Origin of the sequence: Haemophilus haemolyticus, assembly GCF_003493605.1 — a bacterium.
GTDB classification, from domain to species: Bacteria; Pseudomonadota; Gammaproteobacteria; order Enterobacterales; family Pasteurellaceae; genus Haemophilus; species Haemophilus haemolyticus_J.
On record NZ_QQKA01000003.1, the window covers coordinates 142,958 to 159,673 of the forward strand.

The 16,716-nt window shown below is 39.0% G+C and carries 16 protein-coding genes; 4 read left to right on the forward strand and 12 right to left on the reverse strand.

Translation table 11 applies throughout. The annotated features are described in order from the left end of the window. Positions 1-141: 141 nt before the first annotated feature. The 4 genes from DV424_RS03940 (at position 142) to acrB (ending at position 6,220) form a co-directional block, all read left to right on the forward strand. Positions 142-1,134, forward strand: a complete 993-nt coding sequence (locus DV424_RS03940; protein WP_005631292.1) for an amidohydrolase family protein — start codon at positions 142-144, stop codon at positions 1,132-1,134. A gap of 196 nt (positions 1,135-1,330) precedes the next feature. Continuing rightward, positions 1,331-1,894, forward strand: coding sequence for an efflux transporter AcrAB transcriptional repressor AcrR (acrR, locus tag DV424_RS03945; RefSeq protein WP_118859148.1), 564 nt, complete (start codon positions 1,331-1,333; stop codon positions 1,892-1,894). A 31-nt stretch (positions 1,895-1,925) separates the two neighbouring features. Beyond that, positions 1,926-3,122 carry a multidrug efflux RND transporter periplasmic adaptor subunit AcrA gene (gene acrA, locus DV424_RS03950; RefSeq protein ID WP_192880639.1) on the forward strand — a complete coding sequence of 399 codons (1,197 nt, stop codon included), beginning with the start codon at positions 1,926-1,928 and terminating at the stop codon, positions 3,120-3,122. 17 nt (positions 3,123-3,139) lie between these two features. After that, on the forward strand, positions 3,140-6,220 hold the full coding sequence (gene acrB, locus DV424_RS03955; protein ID WP_118859149.1) for a multidrug efflux RND transporter permease subunit AcrB: 3,081 nt from the start codon (positions 3,140-3,142) through the stop codon (positions 6,218-6,220). Between the two features lie 67 nt (positions 6,221-6,287). Here acrB and adk read toward each other — a convergent pair whose 3' ends face one another. From adk to purD, 12 genes are all read right to left on the reverse strand, one after another. Beyond that, a complete protein-coding gene (gene adk / locus DV424_RS03960) occupies positions 6,288-6,932 on the reverse strand; it encodes an adenylate kinase (RefSeq protein ID WP_005631284.1) in 645 nt (214 codons plus the stop codon). Positions 6,933-7,015: 83 nt separating this feature from the next. Next, on the reverse strand, positions 7,016-8,293 hold the full coding sequence (locus DV424_RS03965) for an MFS transporter (RefSeq protein ID WP_118859150.1): 1,278 nt from the start codon (positions 8,291-8,293) through the stop codon (positions 7,016-7,018). Between the two features lie 143 nt (positions 8,294-8,436). After that, a complete protein-coding gene (gene galE / locus DV424_RS03970; RefSeq protein WP_114892544.1) occupies positions 8,437-9,453 on the reverse strand; it encodes a UDP-glucose 4-epimerase GalE in 1,017 nt (338 codons plus the stop codon). A gap of 43 nt (positions 9,454-9,496) precedes the next feature. Beyond that, positions 9,497-10,744, reverse strand: a complete 1,248-nt coding sequence (rhlB, locus tag DV424_RS03975; protein WP_192880640.1) for an ATP-dependent RNA helicase RhlB — start codon at positions 10,742-10,744, stop codon at positions 9,497-9,499. A gap of 116 nt (positions 10,745-10,860) precedes the next feature. Next, entirely contained in the window at positions 10,861-11,067 is a 207-nt protein-coding gene (gene yacG, locus DV424_RS03980; RefSeq protein ID WP_118859152.1) for a DNA gyrase inhibitor YacG, read from the reverse strand. Next, positions 11,060-11,680, reverse strand: coding sequence for a dephospho-CoA kinase (coaE, locus tag DV424_RS03985; protein ID WP_118859153.1), 621 nt, complete (start codon positions 11,678-11,680; stop codon positions 11,060-11,062). Before coaE ends, yacG begins: the two co-directional genes overlap by 8 nt. 109 nt (positions 11,681-11,789) lie before the next feature. Next, a complete protein-coding gene (locus tag DV424_RS03990) occupies positions 11,790-12,086 on the reverse strand; it encodes a DUF1294 domain-containing protein (RefSeq protein WP_118859154.1) in 297 nt (98 codons plus the stop codon). Next, positions 12,083-13,348: a serine hydroxymethyltransferase gene (glyA, locus tag DV424_RS03995; RefSeq protein WP_118859155.1), complete on the reverse strand. Its 1,266-nt coding sequence runs from the start codon at positions 13,346-13,348 to the stop codon at positions 12,083-12,085. Before glyA ends, DV424_RS03990 begins: the two co-directional genes overlap by 4 nt. A gap of 115 nt (positions 13,349-13,463) precedes the next feature. Then, positions 13,464-13,760: a hypothetical protein gene (locus tag DV424_RS08975; protein ID WP_239990460.1), complete on the reverse strand. Its 297-nt coding sequence runs from the start codon at positions 13,758-13,760 to the stop codon at positions 13,464-13,466. 7 nt (positions 13,761-13,767) lie between these two features. Next, positions 13,768-13,926, reverse strand: a complete 159-nt coding sequence (locus tag DV424_RS08980; RefSeq protein ID WP_239990461.1) for a hypothetical protein — start codon at positions 13,924-13,926, stop codon at positions 13,768-13,770. 164 nt (positions 13,927-14,090) lie between these two features. Further along, positions 14,091-15,314 carry a DUF711 family protein gene (locus tag DV424_RS04005; protein WP_065250269.1) on the reverse strand — a complete coding sequence of 408 codons (1,224 nt, stop codon included), beginning with the start codon at positions 15,312-15,314 and terminating at the stop codon, positions 14,091-14,093. 24 nt (positions 15,315-15,338) lie between these two features. Further along, the gene (purD, locus tag DV424_RS04010) at positions 15,339-16,628 is read right to left on the reverse strand and encodes a phosphoribosylamine--glycine ligase (RefSeq protein ID WP_065250268.1); all 1,290 of its coding nucleotides are present in this window, start codon (positions 16,626-16,628) and stop codon (positions 15,339-15,341) included. Between the last annotated feature and the right edge of the window lie 88 nt (positions 16,629-16,716).

A 16,716-nucleotide genomic window follows, 5' to 3' on the forward strand; every position in this document is an offset into this window, starting at 1 on the left:
CAGTTTAAGACTGAAAAATGTTATTAATGAAAATCCGTGAGTTTTTCATAACATTATCATAATGCTTCTCGCCGTACTTACAGCACCTTTCAATTAATATACATTCTCGTCTTTTTATCCTTTCTTTTTTACGGAGTTTGTATGAAAAGCCACGTTCGTAGTTTTAAAACCTATATTCGCGATGAAATTATCAAAAAAGGCGGATGGGTAAATGCCCATGCACATGCTGACCGCGCTTTTACGATGACGCCAGAGAAAATTGGGATTTATCATAGTAGTAATTTGCAACAAAAATGGGATTTGGTTGATGAAGTAAAACGCACTTCCAGTGTTGATGATTATTACGCACGTTTTTGCCAATCTATTGAATTAATGATATCCCAGGGGGTTACCGCATTTGGTACCTTTGTCGATATAGACCCAATTTGTGAAGATCGTGCAATTATTGCCGCACACAAAGCCCGCGAAGTGTATAAACATGACATTATTTTGAAATTTGCCAATCAAACTTTAAAAGGGGTAATCGAACCCACTGCGCGTAAATGGTTTGATATTGGTGCAGAAATGGTAGATATGATTGGCGGGTTACCATATCGTGATGAATTGGATTATGGTCGCGGCCTAGAAGCGATGGATATCTTGTTAGATAAGGCCAAATCTCTTGGAATTATGTGCCATGTACATGTAGACCAATTCAATAACCCAAGTGAAAAAGAAACTGAGCAACTTTGCGACAAAACCATTGAACACGGAATGGAGGGGCGAGTTGTGGGTATCCACGGTATTTCCATTGGCTCACATTCAAAAGAATATCGCTACAAACTTTACGAAAAAATGCGTAAAGCCAAAATGATGATGATCGCCTGTCCGATGGCATGGATTGACAGTAATCGCAAAGAAGATCTTATGCCATTCCATAATGCGCTCACGCCAGCAGATGAAATGATCCCCGAAGGTATCACTGTTGCCCTAGGCACAGATAATATTTGCGATTATATGGTGCCATTATGTGAGGGGGATTTATGGCAAGAATTAAGCCTATTGGCTGCAGGTTGCCGTTTCCCACACTTAGATGAAATGGTCAATATCGCAAGTATTAACGGTCGTAAAGTGTTAGGACTAGAGCCAATTTAGCTTTTTATTCCTAACAATCAAAAGTGCGGTCAAAATGGGCAACATTTAAAAGTTGATTCAAAAATCTAGCTTTTAAATGTTGCCCATTTTCGTTGTGCTTTTGTGTTTTTTAACTTGCCAAAAAACGAAAAATCACTAAAATGAACGCTCATTCATTTTTGAGCAATTATTGCTCCTTATTTTACTCAAGGATCTTATGCGACAAGCTAAAACAGACTTAGCTGAACAGATTTTTTCAGCGACAGATCGTTTAATGGCAAAAGAAGGGTTGAATCAACTTTCTATGCACAAACTTGCGAAAGAAGCAAATGTAGCTGCAGGAACGATTTACCTTTATTTCAAAAACAAAGATGAGTTGCTTGAACAATTTGCACACAGAGTGTTTTCAATATTTATGGCAACACTTGAAAAAGATTTTGATGAAACTAAGCCTTTTTTCGAACAGTATCGACAAATGTGGAAAAACATTTGGTATTTCTTACAAGAAAATCCCACTATCTTATCCAATTTAAAACAATATGAATCTTTGCCTAATTTCACGGAGATTTGTAAAAACGTTAAAAATAGTCGTTGGGATTTATTTTGTCATCAAGCACAAAAAGCTGGCTTATTAGCGGAATTATCTGAAGATATTCTCTTTTTATTAAGTTTGAAAACGGCGATAAATTTAGCCTCTGATGCAAAATTTATCGATTTCGATCTTAAGCCTGAAATTTTAGAATCTGTGATTGAACGCTCTTGGCGTGCGATTCAGAAATAATTGTTATTATTTTTATAACGGAGCTTTAAACATGAGTCAAACTCAACATCAAAGACCAAAACGCTCACATATTTTCTTTATGAAAATAATTTTAGTGGTATTTGTCTTAATTTTTGCCGGTGTCATCGGTTTTAATATGATAAAAGGCGTAATGATAAGCCGAGCCATTGCAGGAATGCTAGAACCTTCAAGCCCAGTGACTGCACTTGAAGTTCAACCGCGTGAATGGACGCCAGTTATTAACACAACAGGTCTTGTGCGTCCAAATCAAGGCGCGATGCTCAGCACACAAAATGCAGGTACGATTTCTCAAGTGCTCGTGCAAAATGGCCAACAAGTGAAAAAAGGCGATTTACTCATTGAACTCGACAGTTCAGTAGAACATGCTAGCCTTCAAGCCGCACAGGCACAACTCCCAGCCCTTCGTCAAACTTATCAACGTTATGCTAATTTATTGAAAAGCAATGCTGTTTCACGACAAGAAATGGATAACGCAAAAGCGGCTTATGACGCTCAACTAGCCAATATCGAATCTTTAAAAGCAACAATTGAGCGCCGTAAAATCGTTGCGCCATTTGATGGCAAAGCAGGTATTGTAAAAGTAAACGTTGGGCAATATGTAAATGTTGGAACAGAAATTGTGCGTGTAGAAGATACTAGCTCAATGAAAGTGGATTTTGCTCTTTCACAAAATGATTTAGATAAATTACATATCGGTCAACGCGTCACAGCGACAACAGATGCTCGCTTGGGCGAAACATTTTCAGCTCGAATCACAGCTATTGAACCAGCCATTAATTCATCAACTGGTTTAGTTGATGTTCAAGCTACATTTGATCCTGAAGATGGGCGTAAATTGCTTTCAGGTATGTTCTCACGTTTACACATAGCGCTTCCAACTGAAACAAATCAAGTTGTCGTTCCACAAGTAGCTATTAGCTACAACATGTATGGTGAAATTGCTTACTTACTCACACCATTATCTGATGAAGACAAAGAGAAAATGGCAGAGAATAAAAAATTAGATCGTTTATATCGAGCAAAACAAATCACTGTATTCACTAAAGATCGCCAAGGCATTTATTCTCAATTACAAGGTAATGAAGTAAAACCTGGAGATAAAATTATCACTGGTGGTCAACAAGGTATCGGCAATGGCAGTCTTGTAGAATGGATTGAAAAAGACATTGTAGGTGCAACAGAGCCAGTAAATAAAACTAACCTTTAATTAACTAGGAAATACGAATGAAATTTACCGATATATTTATTCGTCGTCCTGTTTTAGCGATTTCAATTAGCTTGCTTATTATTATTTTAGGTTTGCAAGCTATTTCGAAATTGACAGTGCGTGAATACCCTAAAATGACCACCACGGTAATTACGGTAACAACCGCCTACCCTGGTGCTGATGCAAATCTAATTCAGGCATTTGTTACTTCTACATTAGAAGAATCTATCGCCCAAGCGGATAACATTGACTATATGTCATCTAGTAGTGCACCAAATGCATCGACTATTACAGTCAAAATGAAACTGAATACCGATCCTGCTGGAGCACTAGCTGATGTATTGGCAAAAGTAAATGCAGTGCGTTCTGAATTACCAAGTGGAATTGAAGCACCAAGCGTCGCCTCTTCCACTGGTGGGACGGGGATTATGTATATAAGTTTCCGCTCCAACAAACTCGACTCAAGTCAAGTAACTGACTACATTAATCGTGTGGTCAAACCTCAATTCTTTACGATTGAAGGCGTGGCTGGAGTACAAGTATTTGGTGCAGCTGAATATGCATTACGTATTTGGCTAGATCCTCAAAAAATGGCGTCACAAAATCTTTCTGCACCAACGGTGATGTCTGCCCTTTCTGCAAATAATGTACAAACTGCGGCGGGTAATGATAACGGCTACTATGTCACTTACCGCAACAAAGTTGAAACAACGACAAAATCCGTTGAGCAATTAGGTAACTTAATTATTGCTTCTCGTGGCGATGATTTAGTACGTCTACGCGATATTGCGACCATTGAATTGAACAAAGAAAGCGATAATTCTCGTGCAACTGCAAATGGTGCGGATTCTGTCGTATTAGGCATCAATCCAACTTCATCGGCTAACCCATTAACAGTGGCAGAAAAAATCCGACCGCTCTTTGAAAGTATTAAGAAGCAACTACCGGATAGCATGGAAACTGACATTCTTTATGACAGTACTATTGCGATTAATAGTTCAATCCATGAAGTAATTAAAACTATTGTGGAAGCAACTGTTATTGTATTAGTGGTTATTTTGATGTTTATCGGATCGCTTCGCGCAATTTTAATTCCAGTTCTCACCATTCCGATTTCGTTGATCGGTGTTTTAATGATGCTACAAAGTTTAGATTTTTCTATTAACTTAATGACATTATTAGCACTTATTCTCGCTATCGGCTTAGTCGTTGATGATGCGATTGTCGTGTTAGAAAACGTGGATCGCCATATTAAAGAAGGGGAAACACCATTCCGTGCAGCAATTATTGGTACTCGTGAAATTGCCGTGCCTGTAATTTCTATGACTATCGCATTGATCGCGGTTTACTCACCAATGGCTTTAATGGGTGGCATTACTGGCACATTATTTAAAGAGTTTGCTTTAACCCTTGCTGGTGCAGTATTTATTTCTGGTATTGTGGCATTAACGTTATCGCCAATGATGAGTAGTAAGTTACTCAAATCCAATGCTAAACCAACATGGATGGAAGAACGCGTAGAACATACCTTAGGTAAAGTAAATCGTATTTACGAATACATGCTTGATCTCGTTATGCTCAATCGTAAATCAATACTGGCTTTTGCGGTCGTGATTTTCTCAACGCTCCCATTTTTGTTTAATTCACTTTCTAATGAATTAACACCAAATGAAGATAAAGGTGCATTTATTGCCATTGGTAATGCGCCATCTAGTGTGAATGTGGATTACATTCAAAATGCAATGCAACCGTACATGAAAAATGTAATGGAAACACCTGAAGTCTCTTTTGGTATGAGCATTGCAGGCGCGCCAAATTCTAATGGCTCGTTAAATATCATCACATTGAAAGACTGGAAAGAACGTTCACGCAAGCAATCTGCCGTAATGAACGAAATCAATGCAAAAGCGAAATCAATTCCAGAAGTATCCGTATCTGCATTTAACTTTCCTGAAATTGATACAGGGGAACAAGGCCCTCCAATCGCTATTGTGTTAAAAACTGCTCAAGATTATAAATCGTTGGCAAATACTGCAGAGAAATTCCTAAGTGCGATGAAAGACTCGGGTAAATTTATTTATACGGATTTAGATTTGACCTATGACACGGCGCAAATGACAATTTCAGTAGATAAAGAGAAAGCAGGTACTTACGGTATCACGATGCAACAAATTAGTAATACTTTAGGGAGTTTCTTATCTGGAGCAACAATTACACGAGTCGATGTGGATGGACGTGCTTATAAAGTCATTTCGCAAGTCAAACGTGATGACCGTTTATCGCCCGAAGCATTCAAAAACTATTACTTAACAGCAAGTAATGGGCAATCCGTGCCATTAAGCAGTTTAATCACAATGAAGCTAGAAACACAGCCAACTTCATTATCACGCTTTAGCCAATTAAACTCAGCACAGATCAGCGCAGTACCAATGCCAGGTTCATCAACGGGTGATGCAGTTTCATGGCTACAACAACATGCAACAGACAATTTACCGCAAGGCTATACGTTTGACTTTAAATCTGAAGCACGTCAATTAGTACAAGAAGGTAACGCATTAGCCGTCACTTTTGCATTGGCTGTTATCATCATATTCTTGGTACTTGCCATTCAGTTTGAATCTATACGTGACCCAATGGTAATTATGATTTCCGTACCATTAGCCGTAAGTGGTGCATTAGTGAGCTTAAATATTTTATCCTTCTTTGGCATCGCGGGAACAACATTAAATATCTACTCTCAAGTTGGGTTAATTACTCTCGTGGGATTAATTACCAAACACGGTATCTTAATGTGTGAAGTGGCAAAAGAAGAGCAGCTAAACCATGGTAAAACTCGAATTGAGGCAATCACTCATGCAGCCAAAGTACGTTTACGCCCAATCCTAATGACAACGGCGGCAATGGTAGCAGGCTTAATTCCATTACTCTATGCAACAGGTGCGGGAGCGGTATCTCGCTTTAGTATGGGGATAGTGATTGTAGCGGGATTATCCATTGGTACTATTTTCACCTTGTTCGTATTGCCTGTGGTATATAGCTATGTCGCAACCGAACACAAACCATTACCAGTTTTTGATGAAAATAAAACAACCCACTAATTAAAACATAGAAAAAACAAACCGCACTTAGGTCACCCAAAGTGCGGTTTATTTTTTTAGATTATTTTTAGCCTAAGATTTTATCTAACTCTTGGCTAACTTCTTCTACTTTTTGTGTACCATCTAAACGGAAATATTGAGTATTGCCCGCTTTTGCTTCTGCTTGGTAATAATCAATTAATGGGCTGGTTTGTTTATGATATACGGCTAAACGATCTAACACAGTTTCTGGTTTATCATCTGCACGAATAATTAAATCTTCACCTGTTACATCATCTTTACCTTCCACTTTTGGTGGATTATAAACGATGTGGTAAGAACGGCCAGATGCTTGGTGTACACGACGACCACTCATACGTTCAACAATCACTTCATCTGGCACATCGAATTCTAAAACAAAGTCAATTTTAACGCCTGAATCTTTTAGAGCATCCGCTTGTGGAATAGTACGAGGGAAACCATCTAACAAGAAACCATTTGCACAGTCTGGTTGTGCAATACGATCTTTTACAAGTGCAACGGTTAATTCATCTGGTACTAATTTACCTTCATCCATTAATGCTTTAGCTTGTTTGCCAAGTTCAGTCCCCGCTTTGATTGCAGCACGGAACATATCGCCAGTTGAAATTTGCGGGATACCAAATTTGTTCATAATAAATTGTGCTTGAGTGCCTTTACCTGCACCCGGCGCACCTAAAAGAATAATTTTCATAAAAATCTCCATTAATAAAAAACGTGATTAAGATACTGATAAAGCATAGTGCGGTCAAATTTTTTATAATTTTTACCGTACTTTTATACATATCTGGTCTTATGATTTTCTTGCTTCCAAGGTGCTACCCAAAATAAACAAAGCATGCCGGGAATCGCTAAAAATAAACAAAACCAAAAATACTGATAATACCCCACTGCTCCCACTACATAACCAGAAAGCATACCTAAAACTTTACTAGGCAAAGCTGAAAGGCTTGTAAAAAGTGCAAGTTGCGTTGCAGTATAAAGAGGATTACTCTCACGCGCCATAAAAGCCACAAAAGCCGCGGTACCAAGTCCAACGCCAATATATTCTGCGGCAATCACAACACCTAGTTTCCATAACTCAGCTGATGTAATAACATCAAAATGTCCGAAAGCAGACAACCAAATAAACCCACTAATTGTTACCATTTGTACAAGCCCAAATAGCCACAATGCACGGTTAATACCCAGTTTTATCATTATCACACCACCAGCAAGCCCAGATAAAATGCTTGACCAAAGTGCGGTACTTTTTACAACAATAGCAATATCCTCTTTGCTAAATCCCATGTCATAAATAAATTTGGTTTGTAGCGTTGTGGCAAAAGAATCCCCGAACTTATACAAAAACAAAAACAGTAAAAAACCGATAGCCTGAATAACGCCCTTACGCTGGAAAAATTCTTGTAATGGAATCCAAAATGCTTGATAGAACGGCTGATTAGTTTGCTGCATGTCTATTTTTGGTTCTTTTGCTAAAAATAGTGTCATGAAGATGCCCGCTAACATACAAAGTGCGGTCCATAAAAAGACTGTTTCCCAAGGATAAATCGCCGCCAAATAGAGCGATAATCCACCAGGAATTAATCCTGCAATTCGATAAGCATTAATATGAATAGTGTTTCCCAAACCTAATTCATGATCAGTCAAAATTTCACGGCGATACGCATCTAACACGATATCTTGTGTGGCTGAAAAAAAGGCGATAAGCAACGCAATATTTGCCACCACGCTCAGTTGTGTGAGCGGATCAAACAGGCTAATGATGTAAAGTAAAATCAATAATGCCACTTGTGAAAGTAACATCCAGCTACGACGACGCCCTAAAAAACTCAGGAAATAACGATCCAATAATGGTGCCCACAAAAATTTCAATCCATAAGGCAACATCACACCCGTTACTGCACCAATAAGCTCAATTGAGAGATGTTTATCTGTCAGCCAAACAGGCAACATTTGCAATAACACAAATAATGGCAAACCAGAATTAAAACCTGTGAATACGCAAATCAACATCTTGCGTGTAAAAATTTGGGAAGAAAGGGAATTTGACATAAAGTGCGGTTAATTTTGGTTGTATTTTAGAAACTTCGCCTTTCAATTAAAGGATAAGTGTAAAAATTAGGGGGATTTTTAATCATATCCCCCAATGTTGAGCATTCTTCTTCCTAAAAAAGAAAAACAAATATTAGAGAATATTAATCTCTATACCCTTTTGGATTATTTTTCTGCCAGTTCCACGTATCTTGCATCATTTTTTCAAGACCGCGTTCTGCCACCCAACCAAGCTCTTTTGCAGCTAAACTAGGATCAGAATAGCATGTCGCAATATCACCAGGGCGGCGTTCTACAAGTTTATATGCAATGGTAATGTCGTTGGCTTTTTCAAAGGCTTTTACCATGTCTAATACAGAATAACCATGGCCTGTACCTAGGTTATAAATATGTAAACCAGCGTCATTTTCATGACGTTGAAGCGCTTTTAAATGCCCCACAGCTAAATCCACTACATGAATATAATCACGCACACCTGTTCCATCATGAGTGTCGTAATCACTACCAAATACAGAAAGTTGTGCTAATTTACCGATAGCAACTTGGCTAATATAAGGTAATAAATTATTTGGAATACCATTTGGATCTTCACCAATTAAGCCACTTTCATGCGCCCCAACTGGATTAAAATAACGCAAGATGGTCATGCTAAATTTTGGTTCCGCTTTTGCTGTATCGCGTAAAATCTGCTCAACCATATATTTAGATGTACCATAAGGATTAGTTGTACCACCGACTTCACAATCTTCTGTAATTGGAATAATTTTTGGATCACCATAAACCGTTGCAGATGAGCTAAATACAAAGTTCCAAACACCTGCTTTTTTCATTTCTTGAATTAATACAAGGGTGCCAGCCACATTGTTCATATAATATTCTGTTGGTTTTTGAACACTTTCCCCTACAGCTTTCAATCCAGCAAAGTGAATAACAGAGCTAATCTCATTTTCTGCAAAAATTTTTTGTAACAAAGCACGATCTAAAATATCACCTTCATAAAACTTTGCTTCTTTGCCCGTAATTTGTTTTACGCGCTCAAGGGATTTTGGCGATGAATTGCAAAGATTATCTAATACCACCACCTCTTTGCCAGCATTTAATAATTCTACAACTGTGTGAGAACCGATATAACCGGCGCCACCTGTCACTAAAATGGCCATAATGATTTCCTTATTAATTATTGAGACTAAAAAAATTATATCACTATTTTGTGTGATAAGAACGATGTCTTGTATGCCCTTGCGGTGGTACTGCACGTTTTAAACGATACGGTTTCGGCAGTTCAAGCAAGGCTTCTGTTTCATATTGGCTCACTGGGATAGAATGACCAATATATTCTTCAATAGCGGGTAAATTCATCGCATATTCTTCGCAAGCAAAACTAATCGAAACGCCACTTTCCCCTGCTCGTCCAGTACGGCCGATTCGGTGCACATAATCTTCCCGATCATCGGGTAAATCATAATTGAAAACATGCGTCACATCAGAAATATGCAAGCCACGAGCAGCCACATCTGTTGCCACTAAAATATCCAAATCACCGTCGGTAAATTGTTTTAATAACGATAAACGTTTTTTCTGTGCTACATCGCCAGTCAGTAAACCAACACGATGCCCATCAGCAGCCAAATAACCCCAAATTTCTTCACAACGATGTTTCGTATTCGCAAATACAATACAGCGCTCAGGCCATTCATCTTCCATTAAGGTTAAGAGAAGTGCCATTTTATCCTGATTAGATGGATAAAAAAGTTCTTCTTTGATTCGATGCCCTGTTTTTTGTTCCGGTTCAATTTCAATATATTCAGGGTCATTCATATCTTCAAATGCTAATTCACGCACTTTATAAGAAAGTGTCGCTGAAAATAACATCGTTAAACGAGACTGCGGAGCGGGACATTTACGCAATAAATAACGAATATCACGGATAAACCCAAGATCGAACATTCGATCCGCTTCATCTAGCACGACAACTTGGATTTCATCTAAACAAATTACGCCTTGTTTCACATAATCAATGACTCGCCCCGTCGTACCAATCAAAATATCGACGCCACGCTCAATCGCTTGTAGTTGTTTATCATAACCATCGCCTCCATAGGCAAGTGCGGTCTTTAATCCACTCGCTTTTGCAAGAAATTCTGCGTCATTACTAATCTGCACCGCTAATTCTCGAGTAGGCGCTAAAATCAAAGCTCTTGGGTGAGGATATTTCAGATTAGGATCTTGGAGAGTTAAAAGATGGTGAAAAGTAGCCGTTAAAAAAGCCATTGTCTTGCCTGTACCAGTTTGAGCTTGTCCTGCGACATCTCGTCCATTTAAACTGATAGGCAAGGATAAAGCCTGAATTGGGGTACAAAAATCAAAGCCTTTTTTTGCCAAAGCATCTCGTACAATCGGGTGTAGAGGAAGATCAGAGAATCTTTGTTGGCTTAAATAATCTTGTTGCATAAAAATCACATCTTAGAATAATAAAATTACGTTTAGCATAGCATGCTTAGGGAAAATCCTCAAAAAAGGACCGCACTTATAAAAATTAACCGATAGGGTTTCCTATCGGTTAATCTCTATTTAATGCTCCATTCGTCACTCACATTTGGATCCATTGCAAAATCAGCAGTATCACTTGGAATCGCTTTTTCTTCAGCCGCCCATTCACCAAGATCGATTAACTGGCAACGTTTGCTACAAAAAGGGCGAAAAGTACTTTCATTTGTCCAAGACACCGATTTTTGGCAAATCGGACAAGGTACTTCAATCATTTCGTCAGACATTTTTATGTTCCGCTTGTTGTAAATAAAACTGGTGCAATTCTAGCACCTTTTGTTGCAAGTGCGGTAAGTTTTGGGCCAGTTCAGCATCATTGTTAATCACATCATCCGCCCATTTTAAACGCTCTTGTTGAGAAACTTGAGAATTCATAATTCGTTGAATTTGTTCAAAATTATTGTTATCTCGTTGCGATGAACGATCAAGTTGAGTTTGCGGACTCACATCCACCACCAAAATACGATCACAAAGTGCGGTTAATTTATTTTCGATTAATAAAGGGACGACAAATAATGTGTAAGGCGCAGTTTGTTCAGCTAATTGTTTTTTCATTCGTTCACGAATAGCGGGATGTAAAAGATTATTTAACCACAATTTATCTTCATCATGACTAAACACTCGCTCTCGTAAAGCCGCGCGATTAAGCTCGCCTTGTTTCGTTAAAATTTGAGCACCAAAATGTTCAACAATTTTAGACAATAAAGGGGAATCTTTCGCGACGACTTCTCTAGCAACCACATCTGCATCCACTAGAGGTACGCCAAGATTGGCAAATAAATTAGCAATCGTTGTTTTACCACTACCAATGCCACCAGTTAAGCCAACAATATAAGTCATATGATTTCCCATAAAAAAATTTCCAATATTATACAAAATAACGCTAGTAAAAATCAGTTCTCCAAGCACAATGTTTCGAGAGGCATAACAAATTAGTTTGTCTACATTATCATGCTTTTACATATTGAAAAATAAAAGAAAAATATAACCATGGAAAAATAACAACCCAAAGAAATGCGCTAATGACAACAATAAATTTAAAACTAAAATGCAGCGTTTTATGACGAAAATGTTTCATAGCTAAATGTATTCCCATAAAGCCACCTAAAAGGCTTAGAAGAAAAAACGTTTTTTCAGGAATTCTCCACTCGTTATGCACGGCCCGAATTTTATCTCTCCACATAAAAAAATAAGCGGCGATATTGATCGCCGCTAACCATATAATCAACGAAAGAAAATAAATCATTTCGGATAAACTGGAAGACGTTTACAAATTGCTAATACTTTTTCTTTAGTTTCAGCAATCACTTGTTCTTCATTTTCTTTGCCTAAAGCATCTAAAACATCACACATCCAGCCAGCTAATTCACGCACATCATTTTCATTGAAACCACGGCGAGTCACAGATGGTGTACCTACACGGATACCTGAAGTAACAAATGGTTTTTGCGGATCGTTTGGTACAGCATTTTTATTCACTGTAATATTTGCTTTACCTAATGCTGCATCAGCTGCTTTACCAGTTAATCCTTGTTTGATGAAACTTACTAAGAACAAGTGGTTTTCAGTACCATTTGACACAACGTCATAACCACGTTGTTTAAATACTTCAACCATTGCTTTTGCATTTCTCAACACATTTGCTTGGTATTCTTTATATTGAGGCTCTAATGCTTCTTTAAAGCAAACTGCTTTTGCCGCAATAATATGAACTAATGGACCACCTTGGTTTGCAGGGAATACAGATGATTGTAATTTTTTGTAGATTTCTTCATCACCACAAGATGAAAGAATTAAACCACCACGCGGACCGCCCAATGTTTTATGGGTTGTTGTTGTCACAACATGTGCATGAGGCAGTGGATTTGGATATAAACCCGCTGCAATTAATCCCGCTACATGCGCCATATCCACAAATAAATACGCACCGACTTCATCTGCGATTTCACGCATTTTCGCCCAATCCACAATTTGTGAATAAGCCGAGAAACCCGCAACGATAAGTTTTGGTTTACATTCTAATGCTTTTTGACGAACATCTTCATACTCAATTAAGCCATCCGCAGTGATTCCATAAAGCACAGAGTTATAAATCTTGCCGGAGAAACTGACTTTTGCGCCGTGAGTTAAGTGCCCACCGTGAGCCAAATCCATACCTAAAATAGTATCGCCCGCATTAATCAATGCACCATACACCGCAGCATTCGCTTGTGAACCAGAGTGCGGTTGAACATTCACGTAATCTGCACCAAATAATTCTTTCGCGCGGTCAATTGCTAACTGTTCCACAATGTCTGCATACTCACAACCACCATAATAGCGTTTGCCGGGATAGCCTTCCGCATATTTATTGGTGAATTGAGAACCTTGCGCTTGCATTACGCGCGGGCTGGCATAGTTTTCAGAAGCGATTAATTCAATATGTTCTTCTTGACGACGATTCTCATCTTGAATGGCTTGCCATAAAACCGGATCGTAATCAGCGATGTTCATGCTCTTTTTAAACATTGTGTTTTCCTCTTTGTTTGAATTATTTGTGTATAGTTTATCTGTTTCCAAGTAAAAACTTAATCAAAAATTTCGATCATATTTTTCATTATTACAATGAAAAACATTCATTTATCTAAATCAGGCTTTTTTCTTTCACTAATGTCTCAATTAGTTTAACTTCTTTTGTTTTCTCGCCAGCACCAAGTTTACGGCATTGGCTGGTTTCTTTCGTATAAGTATTAAAATTGGTCATCCTTGTTGGGCTTTTCATTTTAATCTTCATATCCAAATGATTACCACAGCTATTACAAGGTGAAACAAATTCCTTATCTAATTCTTTAAATTCTGGAGATTGTTCAATAATTTTTGCGACTAGTGGTGAATGGGCGGTTTTAAATAGACGAACGGTAAAATCATAACTTACCATCACTTGCCTGCTATTTGGCTTTGGCTTGCAATAAATAGCGCATCCAACCTTCTTTTGTATCAATCTGAGAGATACCACGCATCAGCACGGTTTGATCCGCTCGATAAGTGACATAATCAAAATGCTCAACTGGCAAAGGCTCCTTGGCGGCTGGTTTCATATGACGCATCCAATCGCCTACCAACGCTTTTTTCTGTTCGGTTTGCTAATGTGCCGTTGCATATCCCGATAGCAATACGGCGACAAGACTACCCAATATTAATTTTCTCATGAGATATTTCTTTTACTAACAGTAGAGATAACATTCATCAATACAAAGTAGGGAAAATTTTTTTAATCCGGAATATGTAAAAGGCGGCAGTTACATAAATCATCACTCTCAAATTCGGATATTTCACCTGCAATCTTATTCGGAATGGGGAATAAACGCACAGTTAGAGGTTTATTTAAGCGAAATGCCATCGTTCCCGTATCACGCATAATAGCTGCGATGCTTTCAGCCTTAGCATTTCCCGCCACAGGAACCGTATCTAAACCGATACCACATACGGCGCTATAAGTTAGTAAAGCGCGAATATCAAAATAGTGTTTTTGTGTCCCTTCGGCTAAACCTAAATCTTCTGTCACCGCCAACATTAATCCAGAAAATCCAACCAATGGTACACGCTGGATTGATTTAAAGATTTTTGTCAGTAAAGCAGAAACCTCTACTGAACCAGCCGCACCAAAATAGGGCAATCCCATTAATTCATACACTTTTGTCATGGATGAACAATTTTTAGATGGTGCCGCCGAACTATCAATGCCTGCAAATTCAAATTCACCTGATAATTTGACCGCACTTAACATCTCTAATACTTGATCTACATGATATTGCAACGCTTGCGACATCGCTTGATAACAATCCGCATAAAATTGATTATGAGGTGATTTGGGTACAGATTTTAATACTTCGACTAATAAATCAGGCGTTTCTAAACCAATGACAAAACTATTTGGTAAATGACTTAGATGATAACCGGCGGGGAAATAAGGAATAAATGGCTTGCAGTTAAAATTCACAGTAAAATTAAAGTTACCTTCGCCACGTGGTGTGATATTTGCAATCCGTTGTACCGCATAAACAGATTGCTCAATAAGTTCATTATCTAACACGCCATTTTCATCTAATGGCACATTAACACAGGCATTACACAAGTCACCATAAGCTGCGATTAACTCTGGCAATAACGCTATTTCCTCTTTATTTCTCGCCGCGCCTATTGCAAATCGAAGACGAATTCCACTTTCATTAAATTTATTCAGTAACTCCGTTAAATACTGCAAATCTGCTTTTGCCGTCTGCAAATTGGTTAAATCCAAATATTCACCAAAGGGATTGGTAATCACTCGAATCGATTGCAAGGTATAACCTGCTTTCTGCACAGCTGGCAATAACAAATCCACATCACGTTTGACTGAATAAAGGGCGTCTTCCCATTGCGTTTTATTTTTATGTAACGTTAGAAAAAAACTTATGGTACGAAAACGACATAATTCTTTATTTTTATAATCCATTCGATCCCTTAACATTAAATGTAGTTATTTTTTCTGCTCACGAGCCACAGCGCGATAGCCGATATCACGGCGATAAAAACGACCGTTCCATTGAATTTGTTCAGCCAGTTTCAGCGCTTTCTGTTGTGCCTCAAATACGCTTTCTCCTAATGCCGTAGCACAAAGCACGCGGCCGCCGTTGGTGACTAACTTGCCCGCTTTCGCTTCTACGCCCGCCAAAAAAACTTTCTCATTTTCGACCGCACTTTGAGGCAAACCGCTGATTTCATCGCCTTTGCGATAATCGCCCGGATAGCCTTCTGCTGCCAATATGATACCTAAAGAAGCTTTCGGATTCCATTGGGATTTCACTTCGTCTAATTTGCCATCACAGGCTTTAAGACAAAGCTCCACCAAATCCGATTCCAAACGTAACATAATCGGTTGGGTTTCCGGATCACCAAAACGGCAGTTAAATTCGATCACTTTCGGCTGGCCATTCGGCATGATCATCAAACCAGCATACAAGAAACCGGTGTAAATATTGCCCTCTGCCGCCATGCCGTTGACCGTTGGATAGATCACTTCACGCATTACCCGCGCATGAATTTCAGGTGTCACCACAGGCGCAGGAGAATAAGCCCCCATACCGCCGGTGTTTAAGCCCGTGTCTTTCTCACCCACACGCTTGTGGTCTTGACTGGTCGCCATAGGTTCGACATTTTTGCCGTCCACCATGACGATAAAGCTCGCCTCTTCGCCATCTAAAAATTCTTCAATGACCACTCGACTACCGGCTTCACCAAAGGCATTGCCGGAAAGCATATCGCGCACTGCGTCTTCCGCTTCTTGCAATGTCATCGCCACAATCACGCCTTTGCCAGCCGCCAAGCCATCCGCTTTAACGACAATTGGCGCGCCTTTTTCACGCAAGTAAGCCAATGCCGGTTCGACTTCGATGAAATTTTGATATTCTGCGGTTGGGATTTTATGACGGGATAAGAAATCTTTAGTAAAGGCTTTGGAACCTTCCAATTGCGCAGCCGCTTGCGTTGGTCCGAAAATGTTTAAACCCGCAGCACGAAAAGCGTCCACCACCCCAATCACAAGTGGCGCTTCAGGCCCCACGATCGTTAAATCAATGTGGTTATCTTGGGCAAATTTAACCAATGAAGGAATATCCGTTGCACTGATATTAACGTTTTCGACCTTTTGTTCTAATGCCGTTCCGGCATTGCCCGGTGCAACAAAAATTTTATCCGCTAATGGAGATTGCGCCGCTTTCCAAGCGAGGGCGTGTTCACGACCGCCGTTTCCGATGATGAGGATGTTCATAATGCTCCTTGTATCTTTTTGAATTTAATCCCCTCTTTAGCAAAGAGGGGTAGGGGAGATTTGGCAGAAGTTATTTCAACCTCATAGT